We start from the raw sequence: 16,750 nt of genomic DNA, 5'->3' as shown, positions 1-16,750 counted from the left end.
ATGCAGGTTGTGATTTTATGCGGAGGCATGGGGTTTCGGCTCCGGGAAGAAACGGAAACCAGGCCCAAACCCATGGTGGAAATCGCGGGCCAGCCCATTCTTTGGCATATCATGAAAGGGTACGCGCATTACGGGTACCGGGATTTCGTTTTGCTTTTGGGCTACAAAGGCGAAGTGATCAAAAATTACTTTTTAAATTACCGCGCCATGAATTTGCCGTTTACCGTTGATCTGGCGCGTCCCGGGAAAATTCAATTTCACGGAACCTTGAATCAAGAGCCCTGGAAAGTCACGATGGTGGACACCGGCGTCAAAGCCATGACCGGCGCCCGCTTGAAACGCGCGCAGCCGTATATCCGCGCGCCGGAATTCATGCTCACCTACGGCGACGGGGTCACGGACCTCAAAATCGACGAGCTGGTCAAATTCCATAAGACGCACGGAAAAATCGGCACCGTGACCGGAGTCTCCCCGATCTCCAGGTTCGGCGAACTGCGTTTAAAGAAAAATTCGCCGATCGTTCAATCATTCGATGAAAAACCCATGTTGGGCGCCAGTTGGATCAACGGCGGTTTTTTCGTGTTCAAACAAAAATTCTTTCAATACTTAAGCGATCTGGACGAATGCACCTTGGAAGGGGAACCCCTGGAACGCTTGGCCAAAGACGGACAGATGGCCATGCACCAGCACCGGGGTTTCTGGCAATGCATGGATACTTACCGGGATAAAGTGCATCTGGAAACCCTTTGGAACGAGGGCAACGCCCGCTGGAAAACCTGGAAAGACAACTGACAGGTCAAACGCCCCTGCTCTCCATCGCCATTCCCGTTTACAATGAAGAAGCCTGCATCGAGCGGACGCTCACGGATTTAGCCGGCACGCTCAAGCGAGGCGGTTCGCCGTTTGAAATCATCGCGGTCAATAACGGCTCCACGGACCGTACCGAAGAAATTCTTAAGCGCCTGTCCTTGGAAAAACCTGAAATCCGCATCGCGCACCTAGAACAAAACGCGGGCTATGGCGGCGCGATTCTGGAAGGATTCCGGCAAGCGAAAGGGGATATTCTGGGATTTACCTGCGCGGACGGGGAGGTGCCGCATTCCTCGGTGTTGACCATGGCCCGCATGATCGAAGCCGGAGGCGCGGACTTGATCAAAGGCAAACGCATCGGCCGCAAAGACGGCGCGCTGAGGATGCTCATGAGCTTCGGCTATCACCTCATCGTCAGCCTGCTGTTTAAAATCCATATTACGGACATCAACGGCTACCCGTTGCTGATGAAACGAACCGCTTATCAGAAACTACGGCTAAACAAAAAAGACTGGGTCATCAACGTTGAGATGTTGTGGGAAGCCAGAAAAAACCATCTGGTCATCGCGGAGCTGGACGTGCCTCATCTAGCGAGGGCCGGAGGGCGCTCTCATGTGCGCCTCTTCTTCCCGTTTCTCTTTTTCATTCAAATCCTGAAATTGCGCTTCTTGACCTCTTGAATCGAGAATGATAAACAGGTTTGGAAACCCCATGGAAGATATGGCTGTATTGTCCGCAAACCCGGCTTTTTGGCGCGACCGCAATGTCTTGGTCACCGGCGCGACCGGATTTTTGGGCGGCTGGCTCACGGATGCCTTGGTCGCCCTGGAAGCCCAGGTGGTTTGCGTGGTGCGCGATGAACCCGGCTCCAGCCGTTTTTTCCTCGACGGCATCCACCGCAAAGTCAGCATCGTCCACGGCGCGATCGAGGACTACCGGCTCATGGAGCGGGCATTAAACGAATATGAGGTGGACACCGTGCTTCATTTGGCCGCCCAAGCCCTGGTGCCCATCGCCAATCGGAATCCGCTTTCCACGTTTGAAGCCAATGTGCAGGGCACCTGGACGATTTTGGAAGCCTGCCGCAGAAGCCCGACCGTCAATCGCATCGTAACCGCGTCCAGCGACAAAGCCTACGGCGAGGTGGAGGGAAAATCTTACGTGGAAGGAACCAGCGCTTTGAAGGCCGAATTCCCGTATGACGTCTCCAAGGCTTGCGCGGATTTGATCGCCCAATCCTATCACCGGACCTTTGAGACGCCCTTGGCCATCACCCGTTGCGGCAATCTCTACGGCGCAGGGGATTTGAATTTCAACAGAATCATTCCGGGCACCATACGCTCGATCCTCAGGCGCGAGCGCCCGCTGCTGCGCTCCAACGGCACGATGGTGCGCGACTATCTCTTCGTCAAAGACGCGGTGCGCGCCTGCCTGGCCTTGGCCGAGAACCTGCATCGCAAGGAAATCCAGGGACAGGCCTTTAATTTCTCCGGCGAACAGCCGCGCTCCGTGCTGGACGTGGTCGCGCTGATTACCCGGCTCATGCAAAGCAATTTAAAACCCAAGATTCTCGACATCGCCAAAGCGGAAATCCAGGAACAAGCCCTTTCCACGGGCAAGGCGAACAAACTCCTGAAATGGAAGCCCGCGTACCGGCTCGAAAATTCGCTGCCCGAAACCATCGCCTGGTACGAACGGTTTTTCGGAAAAGCCGGGGTGATCGCATGATCGAGGGCGTCAAGGTCATCGCGCTCAAACAAATCCCCGATGAGCGGGGAAAAATCATGCATATGCTCAGGTCCGACGACCCGCATTTCGATAAATTCGGAGAAATTTATTTCTCCACGGTTTATCCCGGCGTGATCAAGGGATGGCATTTGCACAAGCTCATGGATTTAAATTACGCCGTGGTTTCGGGAACCATCAAACTCGCGCTCTACGACGAGCGGCCCAAGTCGAAAACCAAGGGAAAACTTATGGAGCTTTATATTGGAGAGTCCAATTACGTGCTGGTGAGCATCCCCCATGGGGTATGGAACGGATTTAAAGGAGTCGGTTTGACCCCGGCTATCGTGGCCAATTGCGCCACGCTGGCCCATTCTCCCGATGAAATCGTCCGCATGGACCCCTTCTCGAAAAAAATTCCCTACGACTGGTCGCTCCAGCACCGCTAACCGGGTATCATGCGCCATTTGGTCTTAGGCGCCTCAGGTTTGGTCGGCGGCGCGCTTCATCGCCAATTACACCGCTCCGGAGAAACCGCGGCCGGCACCTATTTCACGTTTCCGGTCAAAGGGCTGGTCCGCTTTGACTTGAGACAAACCCAGGGGCTGGCCAAACTATTCGATGAACACCGGCCGGACATCGTTTATCTGGCCTCGGCCATGGGCCATGCCGATAAATGCCAGGATGAGCCCGAACTTTGCCGCAGCGTCAACGTGGACGCAACAGCCGCGGTGGCGCGCATCTGCCAAGAGCGCGGCGCGCGCCTTGTTTTCTTTTCGTCGGACTATATTTTTGACGGTCAAAAAGGCCCCTATCAAGAAAACGACGCCGTTCATCCCTTAAGTGTTTACGGGCAAAGCAAGGCCGAAGCTGAAGCCCGGATCAAAAAAGAATTGACGGATCACTTGATTATCCGCACCACGGTCATTTACGGATGGGAAGCCCAGGGCAAGAATTTCATCATGAATCTTGTGCGCACGCTTGGCGCCGGAGGGCCCATGCGCGTGGCCGACGATCAAGTCGGAACGCCGACTTATGTCGAGGATTTGGCGGCTGCGGTCATCGACCTCGCCAAAAAAGGCTGCGACGGGATTTATAACGTGGCCGGGCGCGACCGCCTGGATCGATACCGCTTCGCGCTCATGGCGGCTTCGATTTTTAATCTGGATGCCTCAAAAATCACGCCCGCTTCCACCGAAAAGCTCAAGCAGCGCGCGCCAAGGCCCTTGGATGCCGGACTTGATTGCGCCAAAACCGAGCGCGAGCTCGGACGCAAACTCCTGGGCTCACGCGAAGGGCTGGAATCCATGAAAAAAACGCCTAACCCTTACGCGTTGGAAAGCCAGGTCCAACGCTCATGAGCACGCGTGAAGAAATTCTGTCGCTCGTCGAACGCTACTGGAAAGAAGAGTTCGCGCGGGAACGGATATTCGCGCCCGGAAAAACAAAAATTCATTATGCGGGCCGGGTATTCGACGCGCAGGAGCTTAAGTACCTGGCTGAAGCCGGCCTCGATTTCTGGCTGACGCTCGGCCGTTTCGGCCATCGCTTCGAAGAGGAACTCAAAAAATTCCTGGGGGCGCCTTATGCGCTGTTGGTCAACTCCGGCTCCTCGGCCAGTTTAGTGGCCATGACCAGCCTGACCTCGTCAAAACTGCCCCGGCCTCTGCAAAAAGGAGACGAGGTCATCACCCCGGCGGTGACGTTCCCGACCACGCTTAATCCCATCATCCAAAACGGCTTGGTCCCTGTTTTTGTGGACGTGGAATTGGATACCTTAAACGCCGGGGCCAAAGCCATCGAGAATGCGCTTTCCAAAAAAACCAGGGCCCTGGCCCTGCCGCATACGCTGGGAAATGCGCTGGAGCTTGACCGCATCAAACAATTGACGCAAAAGCACGGGCTTTATCTGCTTGAGGATACCTGCGACGCCCTGGGCGGAACCTATGACGGCAAACCCCTGGGCAGCTTCGGCGATTATTCGATTATCAGCTTTTACCCGGCCCATCAAATCACCATGGGCGAAGGCGGCGCCGTTATCTGCCACAGCGAAGAAATGTCCAAGATCGCGGCCTCGGTCAGGGATTGGGGGCGCGACTGCTGGTGCATGCCGGGCGTGTCCAACACCTGCGGCAAACGCTTTGACTGGCAGTTGGGCGGTTTGCCCCATGGGTACGATCACAAATACACTTACTCGCACATCGGTTACAACTTGAAGCCCACCGATATGCAGGCTGCGGTCGGCCTGGCCCAGATCGAAAAACTCCCGGCCTTTATTGAGGCGCGCCGGGCGAATTTCCACCGGATTTACGAAGGACTCAAAGATTTGGGGGAATACTTAATTTTGCCGCGCTGGGACCCCAAGGCCAAACCCTGCTGGTTCGCCTTTGCCCTGACCATTCGCCAGGAGTCAAAAATCGACGCCGTGCGTTTTAGCCAATACCTTGAAGAGCGCCTTATCGAGACGCGCCGGACCTTCGCCGGCAATATCATCAAGCAGCCGGCTTATCAAAGCATCGAACGCCGGATCGCCGGGCCGCTGACGAATTCCGACCTGGTGATGAGCAATACGGTTTTCATGGGGGTGTACCCTGGGATTACGCCGGCCATGGCGGACTATATGATCGAAACAGTTCGCGCGGCCATTCGCTCGCTGGCCGGGGTTAAGGTCTAAAAACTTCGGTTCTTGCCTGAGACCGCTCTTTCCAAGCCCGGCCGCCGGTTAAGCGCCAGCGCGCCAAATTGATAAAAAATTCGATAATCGCGGTCCATTTCACATGAGAACCGCCCCCAGCCCTGACCGTGGACTCGACATCGGCTTCTTCAATCGTCACGCCTCGTTCCAAGGCTTTGAGCATCAGCTCCGCGTCAATGAACCAGTCCTTGGAAACCGGGCCCAGATCATGCCAAAGCTCCCGCTCGACGATTTTAGGCTGGCCGTTGATGTCCCTTAAATCGCCCGAACCGAACAGAACGCGAAAAACCGCGTTGTAAACGCAGGAAACCGCGCGCCGCCAAAGGCCTTCGGACCGTTCGCGCCGGCGGCCCTTGAGAATTTTCGCCTGATGCTCGCAAGCCAGCTTCAACAAGCGGACCAAATCATCCGGCGGCAATTGCCCGTCTCCGGGAATAAACGCGACCCAGCGGCCGCGCGCCGGACGGGCCCCGCAAATCCAGCCCCAACCGTATCCCCGGTTCTTTTCGACGCGGACCACGTGAATCGTTCCCGCATGCCGCGACGACCACGCCCGCAAAATCGACCCCGTCTGATCACGGGAACCGTTGTCCACCAACAAAAGCTCAAACGGTTCCGTCAAATTCTTAAGAGCCGTCCACAACTTGCCCACCGCTTGTTCCGCGGCTTTTTCTTCGTTGTAAAAAAGAGCGACGATGGAAAAAACCGGCCCCGATGCCGCATTCATGCCCGCACCGCCTTGCGCCCGGCGCCGCCGGGGGGCGACGCCATGAGCCGGTCCCAACAAGCGACCAGGCAAAAAGAGGACAGGATCAGAAGCGGCGCTTTACCGGGCAAAACATAAGAGGGTCCGCCGTGCATAATGCTATAGGCCCCGATATAACAAAGCGGGATGGACCACAAAAAATAAACCTTCCTCCAATTCCTGCGCGCAAGCCAAATGCCGCCCAAAGCCAAGATGAAAAACAAACTCTCGCTGCCTTTGCCGAAAAACCGGCAAAAAAATTGAGCCGGATGGTCTTTTAGGTAACCAAGCGTGGTTCCGCCCTTGGCCTTGTATTCGACAAGCCAAGGCTCTTCGGCCAAAAACGTCCAGTTGGTCTTGGAATAAATCGTATTGCGCAGCAATTGCCGGATGAAAACGTTTTTCATGAACCACAGAGGCTCCTCCAAGATGACGGGCAGGGCCTTGCTCCGGTACAGGGCTTCGCTTTGCGGGCTGCGCCTGGTGACATGCGGGTTAGCGACTAAAAAATCTTCGGGGTTGTCGAGATTGAAGCGCCGGGCGTCATCAAAAGTCCAAATTCCGGTATAAATCGTCATCCAAGCCTCGGGCATTAAAAAATACCAGCGATGATCCATTTTGTAGTTTCGGCACATCCACGGCAGCATGGAGGCGAACAGCAGCCCGATCATCAGCAGCCCCGGCCGCAAGGCGCGGCCGGCGCCCTTGATGAGGACAAGCCCCGCCGTCCAAAGGAAAGGGAATAGGATGGGCTCCTGACGTATGTACATGCCCGCGATCACGGCAACGGAAGCGGCCGCATAATCGGATAAACGCTGCGTGTCCAGAGCCTTCAAAAATAAAAACAACGCCAGCAAAACGAAAAAGGACATGACCGCGTCATGATTCGGCAAATGAGCCACGATCGCATTGGGCACCCAAAGCGCGTACGCCCAAGCGGACACCAAGCCGACCCGCTCGTTGAACAGACGCCGCCCGATGCCGAACATCAGCAGCACGGCCAAACTATCCAAGAGCACGGCCAAAACGCGCACGTAGAAAAATTTGATCGACCCCGTGATCCAAAATACCGAGGCGGTCAACAAAGCGAACCCTGGAGCTCGGCCCCGCCAGGGCTCTAACTCCTCTTGATCCGGGGGAGTGATTTCATCGAGTTCCATAAAACGATGCGATCGCTCATGAAGGGCGTAGACTTTCTCCCGGTAGTGGCGGTTCCAACTGAGCCCTTTGCCGGCTAAAAAATTCTTGGCGGCTTCGGCGAAAAAGAAAGGCTCGCTGGGACGATGCTGCTCCCACCGGTAGTTCTGAAGGATCAGGCCGCGAAGGATCAGGGCCGCGCCGAACGCGGCCAATAAAATACGGCGTTCATGAAATTTCTTCACGATTCTTAATTATTACGTTTTTGAACGCTTTCGTTTTGAATCCAAGGCGTCATAGACGGCATACTGGTCATTTTCGTAAACGACGGAGTAAGGCCATTCTTTCCCGTCCAACGGCCAAAGCAGATAATCAATGCCGTATTTTTTCCTCAAAACATCCAGCAATTCCGGCGTCAGCCGTTCCTGGATGCGCCCAAGTTGCGCAAACAGCCGCTCCTGCGTCGCGATGCCGTTGAAATCGAAACCTAGCTCTTCCCAACGCTTGTAAACGGCGTCGGCGCGGCGGCCGTAATAATTGGACGCGTCCAGGGTGACGTTGGAGAGATAAATCGGGCGGCGGGCCTTCTCGTAAACGACTGCCGGATGAAGCGTGGGGGGAATAAAAACCAGCGCGTCACCAGGCGTTTGCGCGCCGATCCATCCGCATGCGGCCGCAAGCCCGGCCGGCGGCGGCTGAACCGGCGCCGGCCAATGACCGCGAAATTTCAGCGTCAGCGCGGATAAAAAAACAGCGGCCGCGGTTGAAGCCGCAAGCCATGAGGTTTTAACCCGGCGTCCCCGGAAATGCCAAAGGCCGGCCGCCAGCGCATAAACCGCAACGACCCAAGGGTCGAAGGACGGTTTATCCAGGAATGCGCCCGCCAATGAAACCCTGTCGGCCAACAATTTAACCGCGGGCCGCGCGAACGGCAGACAAACCATCGCCGCCGAGCTCAATCCCAACAAAATTTTGGCCCATCGCCGCTCGGCATAAATAAGGCCCAGCGCAAAACACGCGCCCAGGGCCCTGAAGAAAAAATCCGTCGCGGAGCCGGAGGCGAACGCCAAAACCAACAAACCCACGGCCGGCGGCCAGAACCGCCGTTTCCAACACTCATCGGCAAAACGGCAAAAATAAACGACGGCCACGATATCCATCAATCGCCCGACTTTGACGGCCTGCAGGCGCGGCAACAGCGGCCAGGCAAAATAACGGTACCCGAAATCCCAATATAAGGAACTCGCCATGGTCACGATCAGGATCACGGCGATCATTTTTAGATTGAGCAAGTCCACGCGTTCGTTCCATGCCTTTATGCGATAGAGGCCCCAAAAAATAAGGCCGGTCAAAACCAACCCCATCAGGGAAAACCCCATTTGCAGCCGTCCGGCGGTAAAAATACTGATATGCCCTTCGATGGCCCTGGAGGCTGCTTCGGCATAACGCGGATCCACGGTATCCGGCTGAAAAAGCGACCCTATATAAAGAGCCACGACGCACGCTCCTGCCGCGGCCCAAAGGGCCAACGGTTTTTGCCAAGACGAACGCTTGCGCACAATCGTCCAGCCGTCGACCAAGGCCATGATGCCGAAGGCCACCAAGCCGGGGTTGCCGTGCAAAGCGCAGGCGCCGACAAGCCACGCCAGGCAGCGGCCGCGCGATCCCGACAAATACGCGTTCCAACCCAGCAAAATCAAGGCCATGGGAAGTCCGTGACGCATCCCGGCGGGAAGAATCCGGCCCTCGCCGACCGGCCAGACGACGGTTTCGGCCATCAGCAAAGCCACGGACGCCCAAGCCACGGCCAAACGGCCGCCGCTGATGGTCAAGGCCAGACGAAAAAGAGCGGCGAAAAAAACGCCCAGCCCCAGAAGCGCGGCCACCAACAATCCCTCACGCGCGCCATCCTGGAAACCCAGCATGTTCAGCAGGCCGGCCAACGCGCTATGCATGCGAAGATAACCGCCGGAGCTCAACAACTCGCGGTAAACATCGCGCGACCAGGCCTCGGGATTGATCAACGACTCCACGGCCCAAAGTTCATGATCGCTGGGGATGGGCAGATTGATCCAGCAGACTCCGGCCAAGGCCAGTAAAGCGGCGGCGATTTGTTGCAAACGCGGCGTCATTTTCAGCATACTACAGCAAACTTAAGGACATCTATGCATCAAGGCAAAAAAGTCAGCTTAATTCTTCCGGCCTATAACGAAGAGCCTCATATCCGCCGGGCGGTCGAAGATTTCAAGAACACCCGCATCTTCGATGAAATCTTGGTCATCGACAATAACAGCAAGGATCGCACCGCTGAATTCGCCAAACAGGCCGGAGCCACGGTCATCCGGGAAACGAAACAAGGCCTGGGCAATGCCGTGCACCGGGGATTAGCCGAGGCCACGGGAGAGATTGTGGTTCTGGCCGAGCCCGATGGGACTTTTGTGGCCAATGACATCCACAAATTTTTGGCTTATGCGGATGATTTTGACGTGGTTATCGGCACCCGGACGGCCAAAGAACTGATTTGGAGCGGTGCCAATATGGGATTTTTTCTGCGCTGGGGCAACGTGGCCGTGGCCAAAATGCTGGAGTTTCTTTTCAGCGGCTCCTGCCTGACGGATTGCGGCTGCACGTTCCGGCTGATCCGGCGAAGCGCGTTGGAACGCATCAAACCATTCTTCAGCGTGGGCGCCAGCCACTGCCTTCCGGAAATCACCATCCTGGCTTTTTTAAGCGGCTCCCGCGTCATCGAAATACCCATCAACTATAAAGAACGCGTCGGCGTTTCCAAGATCACGGGCTCTTGGAAAGGGACGTTTAAAACCGGCATGAATATGATCGGCCTGATCTTGTGGTACCGGCTCAGAACTCTTTTTTGCGGCCTCGATTTTAAAACCGGCAAATAACCGGTTCGCTCTTAAGAGAGGCCGGCGTCGGAAAGCGTTTCAGCGTAAAGAGCTTCCAGCCTTTGACGGGCGGCCTCCAGGGAAAATACCTTTTCCAATAATTTTCTTCCTTCCTCTCCCATGACCCGCGCCCGGTCCTGATTCTGAATTAGGCTGATCATGGCTTCTGCCAAGGCCTCCGCGTCTTTCGCGGGCACAAGCAATCCGGTGCGTCCGTGCTCCACGGCTTCCGGCACGGCGCCGACCGAAGTGGCGACCACCGGTTTTTCCAGGGCCATGGCCTCAAGAATCACCAAGGGCAAGCCTTCTTCCAGCGAAGAAAGAACCAAGGCCCGGCTTTGCGCAAGGTAGGGCATGGGATTGGCCTCGAAACCCATAAAACGCACCGCATCGGATAATCCTAACTCGCGGGTTGCGGCCTCAAGGCCGCGTCGCTGCGGGCCGTCGCCGATAAACGCCAACCCCAAACGATGACCGCGATCCCAAACAAGACGCAAAGCCTTCAAGAGATACCCCAAGCCTTTTTGAGCGTCAAGCCTGCCGACCATGACCACCCAGGGAAACGAAAAATTCAGTGATGCAAGGGTCGCCGGCTTCTGCCGGCTGCGTTGCTCGATTTCCAGGGGATCAACGGCATTGAGCAAAACCGCGACTTTAGCGGGCGGCCAAAAAAAACGCCGCACGCAGATATCGCGCATATTTTTAGAAATGGCCACATATTTGGTGACGGCGAAAGACAACAGACGCTCAAGCACAAGTTCGAAGCATTTCTTTTTAAGCACCATATGCACGGTGGCGATGCGCGCGGGCACCCCCGAACTCCACCCGGCCAAAACCCCCAGGACATTGGCCTGGAATAAAGACGTATGAAGGATTTGCGGCTGAAACGAACGAATCAGGCGCGACAGATGAAACGCCGAGGAGGCGAGGCGCCAGGGCCGTAAAATTTCCGAGCGCCAATCAAAATTAAGAGACTCCACGCGCACGCCCTTCTTCTCAAGGGCCGACGCCATTTCGCCTTTTGGCTTGACGGAACAAAGCAAAAGCTCAAAACGCGCGGGGTCGAGCAGCAAAGCCTGCTGATAAAAAAGCGTTTCCGCTCCGCCGAAATCGCTCGACGTGATCAGGTAAAAGACTTTTATTTTCCCGGCCACTTGCCGTTCATTACACAAATTCAGAAGTCCTAAAATAATAATTAGAGAGAATTCAAGGAGGTCACATTATTATGGCAACGGCAATCGGCGAAAAAGCTCCTGATTTCAATTTGACCGGCATTGACGGCGGCTTGTGGAGCCTCGGCTCCTTCAAGGACAAACCTATCCTGGCCGTCGTTTTCTCCTGCAATCATTGCCCTTATGTTCAGGCCTACGAAAGCCGCATGATCGACATCCAAAAAAAATACGGCCCCCTTGGTTTTCAAATGGTCGCCGTCAACCCCAACGACGATAAAAATTATCCGGACGACAACTTCGATCATATGGTGCGCCGGGCCAAGGAACAGGGATTTAACTTTCCGTACCTTAAAGACGAAACCCAGGACATCGCCAAGGCCTACGGCGCTTCGCGCACACCCCATGTGTTTTTGCTTGATCAGGATCGCCGCATTCGCTATGCGGGCGCCATCGATGACAATTGGGAAAATCCGGCGAAAGCGAAGAAGCCCTATTTGGCGCAGGCCATCGAAGCGTTATTGGCCGGGCAAAAGCCCCAACAAACCGAAACATTTCCGGTGGGCTGCACGATCAAATGGAAAAATAAAAAATAGTGCTTTACCCGAAACGCCGCTGGTACCCGCATGCTCCGGCATTCTGCCGCTGGTTCTGCTGGGTTGGCTGCCGCTTGATCGGCCGGCTCTTCGGCCTCAAAAGCGAAGGGTTGGAACATTTAGCCAAAGGGCCCGCGCTGATCATCGCCCCGCATGTCAACTTCCTTGACCCCATCTTTGCTTTAGCCACCATGCCGCGTCCGCCCCGTTTCATCGGAGACGCGTTCTTCACATTTTCCAACCCGTTGCTGGCTTGGGTGATGTGGCTGGCCGGCGTGGTTCCGGTGGACCGGTCCCGGCCCGATCCCTACGCTTTGCGCCAATACCTACGGCTCATGTCCCACGGGGAGCTCTGCGTGCTGTTCCCCGAAGGCGCGCGCAGCCTCCATGGAGAAGTCATGCCGCCCATGACGCAAGCCGTCAAATTAATCGCCAAGCTTAAAATCCCCGTGGCTACCGTGGCTCTTGAGGGCGCTTATGATTCCTGGCCGCGCTGGGATCCCCAAATCAGACAACCCTGGGGCCGCGTGCGCGTGCGTTTCGTGGAAATGCTCAAAACCGGAGAATCCCCGCGATTAAACGGGAAACCCCAAGACGTTTACGACCGGCGCCGGGGCATCGATGTTGAATCCGAGCGCAGGGAAATCCGCCGTTCGCTGGATCAAGCCGCCCGGGGCGAACCCGAAGCCACGGTGCTGACGCGCCGGGGAAGGCCGCAAGCCGTCCCGCGCCTCCTGTGCTTTTGTCCGGAATGCGCCCAGCCCAGCGGCCTTGCCTGGAACCATAAAACCAAACTGCTGACCTGCAGCCGCTGCCTGCTTGAGCTACGCGTCTTAAAACATGGCTTGGCCGCCCGGCGCGCGACCGGCGATGAAACGCCCCGCTCCATTGCCGCGTGGTTTCATCAAATGCAAAACGCCTTGCGCAATAAAAATTCCGAAGACCTGACCGTGGCTTCGAAAGTCTCGGCACGCGTCCGTGAGAATACCGACGAAAGCGACGCCCCCTTTGAACCGGCATCGGTGCGGATCGACCAGCATGGGTTGGCTTTCCGCAATTCCCAACTCATGCTTCACGTGCCGCTTAAATTTGCGGCCAAAGGCAGCACCAAGGGCTCGGACGTGCTGGATATCCCTTACGCCGGCCGCCAGATTACGCTAATCAGCGATGAGGGCCATGCCGTTACCTGGCTGATTTTGATCCGGCGTCTAGCCGGCTGGCCGGATTACTTTTCCGAAGTCTAACCATTTGCTAGTCTTGAATCGATATGTCTGATTTGTGGAAACGCCATATCAGAAAAATAACCCTGGTCGACAGGATCAGAGAGGCCATCGAGGTTTACCGCTGGGCTCATTTGCGCTACCTCGAAGATAAATACTTGGACGATCGCAAAAACTACTGGGAAACCCTGCACGGCTATTACCACGACTTAAGAGCCGTGGGGCCGTCCCAACAGGAAGAGGTCAATCAAAAAGTTTACGCCCAATCCCGCGCCACGATCAGCGAATTTCTTGACCGCAACGGTTTCGATCTCGCCGGCAAAAAAGTTTTAGAAATCGGCATCGGCGCCGGATTCTTCACGCGCCTGTTGGCGGAGAAAAAACCCAAAATTCTCCATGGCATGGATATTTCCCAAACCGCCGTACAGAAAGTCGACAACGTCTTGAAGCAAATGAACGGGATCAACTACAAACTTTGGTGCGCGGACGCGGTTCAAGGCATACCGACCCAGGAAAAATACGATTACATCGTGATGCTCGACGTCACCCAACATATCACCAACCGCTCTCAGCTCTTAAGCGCGCTAAAAAATATCCAAAACAGCCTGGAGCCCAAGGGCGTTTATATTTTGACCTCTTACCTGACCCAACCCAACGGCCAAACCCACGAGGCTTTTCACGTCCGCTACTGGCCGCTGAACGTTTACAAAGAAATTTTTTCGGATATGGGATGGCGCTATACGATTTACGAAAAGCCCTTCGACATGAAAGAGCTTTTTGCCATCGCGCCGAAAAACTAAGCATTAACAGAAGGGAGGGGAAATGAAAATCATGAAAACCTTGGGGCTTGCCGCCGCCTCGATAGCGCTGCCGTTGGCGGCTTACGCGGGCTGCGATCACGGCGGCGCCTGTGACGGGCACGCAGGAGCCGGAAAAATCCTGCTTCTGGGCACTCTGGCTTTGGGTTATTGGGTGTTAAGAACCGCCAGAAAAGATAAAGACACGGGCTGGTTCAAATGGGTCAGCCATGGCACGGGCTGGATTATTCTTTTGGCGAGTTTGGCCGCTCTTGCCTGCACGCTGTGCAAAACTTGCCATGCCAAAAAGGGTTCCGCCGCCAGCTGCCCTTTTCATCAAAACGCGGAACAACCGCCCACCGAATAAAACAGATCGGTTCGATTAAATTCCCTAAAGTCCCATTTTTTAATGGGACTTTAGGCCCTACTCAAATATAGGCCTTCCGGTATAGAGTAATTGGGCCTAAAGTCCTAGCCAGGACTTCCAGGCTATTACCGCGATCCGGAGGTGCCATGAAATCCGCGACTCGCCGAGTTACCTTATTCGTATTCGCCGCGCTCGCGCTCGCCGCTCCCCTGCGGCAAACAGCCGCCCAATTAAGGTTCACCCCAGATGAAATGAAGCAAGCCCGCCGCAATCCCCGCTTCTTCACCATCGACCCCGCATCCGTCACCGTTGAAAAAATGAACCCTCCGCTGCCGACGCCAGCGCCCAACCCGAACACGCCCGCCCCCGCTCCCTTGCCCGGTTCTCCCGACGATCCTATCGTCTTCATCGACCGCATCATCAACCTGGGTTTGAAAATCTGGGGGATTATCGAGAGAAACCGTCCGGTGGTGGATGTGACCAATCAATACGCCACGGCCGTGCCCGAAGGCATCACCAACCCGTTTCAGCTTGGAAACTGGAACCAGCCGCACGGAGAAATCTATGAGATGACCGCCAAAAATGTCTACGGGATGCGCGTCGTCAAAGTGCGCTACCAGGTGCTGCGCACCGACGGCGGCAGTTACCGGGGCCAAGGCAAGTATCTGGCCAATGTTTCGGTTCAGCCGCTCTTGGTCGAAGTGCTTTGGGGCTACCGGTTCAACTTAAACGCCGAGGTTTTGACCGTCACCAACGCGGGAACCGCGGAAAATCCCTTGGCGGCCATGACCTTGGTTCTTAAATGGCGCATCGCCACGCCGATTAAAGACGGCCAAGGCGCCATGGTCTATTATGTGCGCGGAGACGGACTCATGCGAGAAATCGGCATGCCCTATGAAAATTTAGTGGCTTCGACCGAGTAGGGCTGACCGGCTCCAGTTTGATATTCTTTCCATGTGCCGGATCGAGTCGTTTCTCTTTTAGCCAGCGCCACGGAAATCCTCTGCTCTCTGGGCTTCGAGCATGTTTTGGTGGCTCGCTCGCATGAATGCGATTACCCGGAAACCGTCAAACGCCTGCCGGCCATCACCCATCCCAAGCTCAAGGTCAACGTCGGCAGCGCCCAAATCGACCGGGAAATTAAAACGCTCCTGGAGCAGGGGCTCTCCATTTACCAGGTCGACGCGCGGCAATTAAAAGAGCTCAACCCCACGCTCATCATTACCCAAACTCAATGCGAGGTCTGCGCCGTCAGCCTAAAAGACGTGGAACAAGCGCTTTGCGAATGGGTCCGGCTTAAAGACGGCGAACCGAAAATCGTTTCTCTTTGTCCGAATTCTCTGGCTGATGTTTGGGCTGATATCGCCCGCGTGGCCGCCGCCTTAAATGCGTCGGAGCGCAGCGTGGTGATCATCAGCCGCTTGAAAGCCCGTATGAAAACCATTGCGGATCAAGCGCGCAGCCTCGGCCCCAAACCCAGGGTCGCTTCCATCGAATGGATCGACCCGCTCATGGCCGGAGGAAATTGGATGCCTGAATTAATCGAGATGGCCGGCGGCGTCAATCTCTTCGGCGAAGCGGGGAAACATTCCCCGTGGATGAGCTGGGACGAGCTCAAAACCCAGGACCCGGATATCATCGTCATCGTCCCCTGCGGATATGACATCGCCAAAACTCGCCAGGAATTGCCGGCGCTGACCCAAAAACCGGACTGGCCTAAACTTAAGGCCGTTAAGAACAATCGCGTCTACTTGGCGGACGGCAATCAATATTTCAACCGCCCCGGCCCGCGCCTGGCCGAGTCGTTGGAAATTTTGTCCGAAATTCTCCATCCCGGACAATTTCGCTTCGGTCATCAGAATACCGGTTGGCGACATTTATAGCTGGCGCACGCGCGCATCCTCAGGTAGAATCTCCTAATGGACGCCATCCTCATTTCATTAAAAAGCAATCAATTTTTACTGGGCGGCTTGATTATCGGATTCGTCAGCGCCGCGCCCTTGGGGCCGATCGGCGTTCTCTGCATCCGGCGCGCCCTGTCCGAAGGCGGATGGGCGGGTTTTGCCTCGGGCATGGGAACCGCGGTCGCGGACGTGCTCTATAGCTTAATCGCCATCATCGGATTGACCTTCGTGGCCGGGTTCCTGGCCGCGCATCAATTGTTTATTTGGCTTATCAGCAGCTCGGTCATCTGCGCCATGGGCATTAAAACCTTTTTCAGCAAGACCCACCTTCAAGAGGATCTTAATAAGGGAAAAAATTTGATCAAAATGTTCGTTTCAACGTTCCTCTTGACGCTCGCCAACCCGACCGTCATCCTCACCTTCGCGGCTCTGCTCGCGGCTGTGGGCGCCACCGGCGCTCAGGCCGGTCGCGAGGCCCAAGCCTGGCTGATCGGCGGCATTATCATAGGCGCTGTTGTTTGGTGGGGCCTGTTAAACGGGGCGATCCTGATGCTCAACATCAAGCTCAATGAACGCAATTTGAGACTGATGAACAAAACAGCGGGCGTTTTAATCGTTGTTTTAGGCCTTTTAACGCCTTTTTTCAGATAGTCTTCTTCCTCGTTCTTTACTAAAATGTCAT

At 55.7% G+C, this 16,750-nt stretch carries 18 protein-coding genes; 14 read left to right on the top strand and 4 right to left on the bottom strand.

Annotation, left to right across the window (positions count from 1 at the left end):
* The 6 genes from rfbF to rfbH are packed head-to-tail and all read left to right on the top strand — an operon-like array spanning nt 1 to nt 5,209.
* Nucleotides 1-792, top strand: coding sequence for a glucose-1-phosphate cytidylyltransferase (gene rfbF / locus HYT79_04110; protein MBI2069765.1), 792 nt, complete (start codon nt 1-3; stop codon nt 790-792).
* A complete protein-coding gene (locus tag HYT79_04105) occupies nt 747-1,490 on the top strand; it encodes a glycosyltransferase family 2 protein (protein ID MBI2069764.1) in 744 nt (247 codons plus the stop codon). The genes rfbF and HYT79_04105 overlap by 46 nt, the downstream gene beginning before the upstream one ends.
* A 40-nt stretch (nt 1,491-1,530) precedes the next feature.
* Complete coding sequence (locus tag HYT79_04100) at nt 1,531-2,538, top strand: NAD-dependent epimerase/dehydratase family protein (protein ID MBI2069763.1); 1,008 nt, start codon at nt 1,531-1,533, stop codon at nt 2,536-2,538.
* Nucleotides 2,535-2,984: a dTDP-4-dehydrorhamnose 3,5-epimerase family protein gene (locus HYT79_04095; GenBank protein ID MBI2069762.1), complete on the top strand. Its 450-nt coding sequence runs from the start codon at nt 2,535-2,537 to the stop codon at nt 2,982-2,984. The genes HYT79_04100 and HYT79_04095 overlap by 4 nt, the downstream gene beginning before the upstream one ends.
* Nucleotides 2,985-2,993: 9 nt before the next feature.
* Nucleotides 2,994-3,896, top strand: coding sequence for an SDR family oxidoreductase (locus HYT79_04090; protein MBI2069761.1), 903 nt, complete (start codon nt 2,994-2,996; stop codon nt 3,894-3,896).
* A complete protein-coding gene (rfbH, locus tag HYT79_04085; GenBank protein ID MBI2069760.1) occupies nt 3,893-5,209 on the top strand; it encodes a lipopolysaccharide biosynthesis protein RfbH in 1,317 nt (438 codons plus the stop codon). Before HYT79_04090 ends, rfbH begins: the two co-directional genes overlap by 4 nt.
* Here rfbH and HYT79_04080 read toward each other — a convergent pair.
* From HYT79_04080 to HYT79_04070, 3 genes are read right to left on the bottom strand one after another with little or no spacing between them, the layout of a single operon-like run.
* Nucleotides 5,199-5,957: a glycosyltransferase family 2 protein gene (locus HYT79_04080; GenBank protein MBI2069759.1), complete on the bottom strand. Its 759-nt coding sequence runs from the start codon at nt 5,955-5,957 to the stop codon at nt 5,199-5,201. The genes rfbH and HYT79_04080 overlap by 11 nt on opposite strands.
* Nucleotides 5,954-7,357: a glycosyltransferase family 39 protein gene (locus tag HYT79_04075; protein MBI2069758.1), complete on the bottom strand. Its 1,404-nt coding sequence runs from the start codon at nt 7,355-7,357 to the stop codon at nt 5,954-5,956. Before HYT79_04075 ends, HYT79_04080 begins: the two co-directional genes overlap by 4 nt.
* A 12-nt stretch (nt 7,358-7,369) precedes the next feature.
* Complete coding sequence (locus tag HYT79_04070; protein ID MBI2069757.1) at nt 7,370-9,244, bottom strand: hypothetical protein; 1,875 nt, start codon at nt 9,242-9,244, stop codon at nt 7,370-7,372.
* A 33-nt stretch (nt 9,245-9,277) separates the two neighbouring features.
* Here HYT79_04070 and HYT79_04065 point away from each other — a divergent pair, with 33 nt between their 5' ends.
* Nucleotides 9,278-10,015, top strand: a complete 738-nt coding sequence (locus HYT79_04065; protein ID MBI2069756.1) for a glycosyltransferase family 2 protein — start codon at nt 9,278-9,280, stop codon at nt 10,013-10,015.
* A gap of 11 nt (nt 10,016-10,026) precedes the next feature.
* On the opposite strand, the gene HYT79_04060 is transcribed toward HYT79_04065, so the two are convergent.
* Nucleotides 10,027-11,169: a glycosyltransferase family 4 protein gene (locus HYT79_04060; protein ID MBI2069755.1), complete on the bottom strand. Its 1,143-nt coding sequence runs from the start codon at nt 11,167-11,169 to the stop codon at nt 10,027-10,029.
* Nucleotides 11,170-11,240: 71 nt separating this feature from the next.
* Here HYT79_04060 and HYT79_04055 point away from each other — a divergent pair, with 71 nt between their 5' ends.
* The 7 genes from HYT79_04055 to HYT79_04025 all read left to right on the top strand — a co-directional run bounded on the left by HYT79_04055 (nt 11,241) and on the right by HYT79_04025 (nt 16,719).
* On the top strand, nt 11,241-11,780 hold the full coding sequence (locus HYT79_04055; protein ID MBI2069754.1) for a thioredoxin family protein: 540 nt from the start codon (nt 11,241-11,243) through the stop codon (nt 11,778-11,780).
* Nucleotides 11,780-13,024: a 1-acyl-sn-glycerol-3-phosphate acyltransferase gene (locus tag HYT79_04050; protein ID MBI2069753.1), complete on the top strand. Its 1,245-nt coding sequence runs from the start codon at nt 11,780-11,782 to the stop codon at nt 13,022-13,024. Before HYT79_04055 ends, HYT79_04050 begins: the two co-directional genes overlap by 1 nt.
* Before the next feature lie 23 nt (nt 13,025-13,047).
* On the top strand, nt 13,048-13,800 hold the full coding sequence (locus tag HYT79_04045; protein MBI2069752.1) for a class I SAM-dependent methyltransferase: 753 nt from the start codon (nt 13,048-13,050) through the stop codon (nt 13,798-13,800).
* A 22-nt stretch (nt 13,801-13,822) separates the two neighbouring features.
* Entirely contained in the window at nt 13,823-14,164 is a 342-nt protein-coding gene (locus tag HYT79_04040) for a hypothetical protein (protein MBI2069751.1), read from the top strand.
* 146 nt (nt 14,165-14,310) lie between these two features.
* Complete coding sequence (locus HYT79_04035) at nt 14,311-15,087, top strand: hypothetical protein (protein MBI2069750.1); 777 nt, start codon at nt 14,311-14,313, stop codon at nt 15,085-15,087.
* Between the two features lie 33 nt (nt 15,088-15,120).
* A complete protein-coding gene (locus HYT79_04030) occupies nt 15,121-16,047 on the top strand; it encodes a cobalamin-binding protein (protein MBI2069749.1) in 927 nt (308 codons plus the stop codon).
* Nucleotides 16,048-16,083: 36 nt separating this feature from the next.
* The gene (locus HYT79_04025) at nt 16,084-16,719 is read left to right on the top strand and encodes a LysE family transporter (protein ID MBI2069748.1); all 636 of its coding nucleotides are present in this window, start codon (nt 16,084-16,086) and stop codon (nt 16,717-16,719) included.
* Nucleotides 16,720-16,750: the final 31 nt, after the last annotated feature.

The organism is Elusimicrobiota bacterium (genome assembly GCA_016180815.1).
Lineage (GTDB): Bacteria > Elusimicrobiota > Elusimicrobia > JACQPE01 > JACQPE01 > JACPAN01.
This window is presented reverse-complemented; position numbering and strand designations above follow the sequence as displayed.

Excerpts from the sequence above, each read along its gene's own strand:
- HYT79_04080 (MBI2069759.1), bottom strand. The coding sequence starts at position 5,957 with ATGAATGCGGCATCGGGGCCGGTTTTTTCCATCGTCGCTCTTTTTTAC.
- HYT79_04090 (MBI2069761.1), top strand. The coding sequence starts at position 2,994 with ATGCGCCATTTGGTCTTAGGCGCCTCAGGTTTGGTCGGCGGCGCGCTT.
- HYT79_04095 (MBI2069762.1), top strand. The coding sequence starts at position 2,535 with ATGATCGAGGGCGTCAAGGTCATCGCGCTCAAACAAATCCCCGATGAG.
- HYT79_04065 (MBI2069756.1), top strand. The coding sequence starts at position 9,278 with ATGCATCAAGGCAAAAAAGTCAGCTTAATTCTTCCGGCCTATAACGAA.
- HYT79_04100 (MBI2069763.1), top strand. The coding sequence starts at position 1,531 with ATGGCTGTATTGTCCGCAAACCCGGCTTTTTGGCGCGACCGCAATGTC.
- HYT79_04040 (MBI2069751.1), top strand. The coding sequence starts at position 13,823 with ATGAAAATCATGAAAACCTTGGGGCTTGCCGCCGCCTCGATAGCGCTG.
- rfbF (MBI2069765.1), top strand. The coding sequence starts at position 1 with ATGCAGGTTGTGATTTTATGCGGAGGCATGGGGTTTCGGCTCCGGGAA.
- HYT79_04055 (MBI2069754.1), top strand. The coding sequence starts at position 11,241 with ATGGCAACGGCAATCGGCGAAAAAGCTCCTGATTTCAATTTGACCGGC.
- HYT79_04025 (MBI2069748.1), top strand. The coding sequence starts at position 16,084 with ATGGACGCCATCCTCATTTCATTAAAAAGCAATCAATTTTTACTGGGC.
- HYT79_04045 (MBI2069752.1), top strand. The coding sequence starts at position 13,048 with ATGTCTGATTTGTGGAAACGCCATATCAGAAAAATAACCCTGGTCGAC.
- HYT79_04070 (MBI2069757.1), bottom strand. The coding sequence starts at position 9,244 with ATGACGCCGCGTTTGCAACAAATCGCCGCCGCTTTACTGGCCTTGGCC.
- HYT79_04035 (MBI2069750.1), top strand. The coding sequence starts at position 14,311 with ATGAAATCCGCGACTCGCCGAGTTACCTTATTCGTATTCGCCGCGCTC.
- rfbH (MBI2069760.1), top strand. The coding sequence starts at position 3,893 with ATGAGCACGCGTGAAGAAATTCTGTCGCTCGTCGAACGCTACTGGAAA.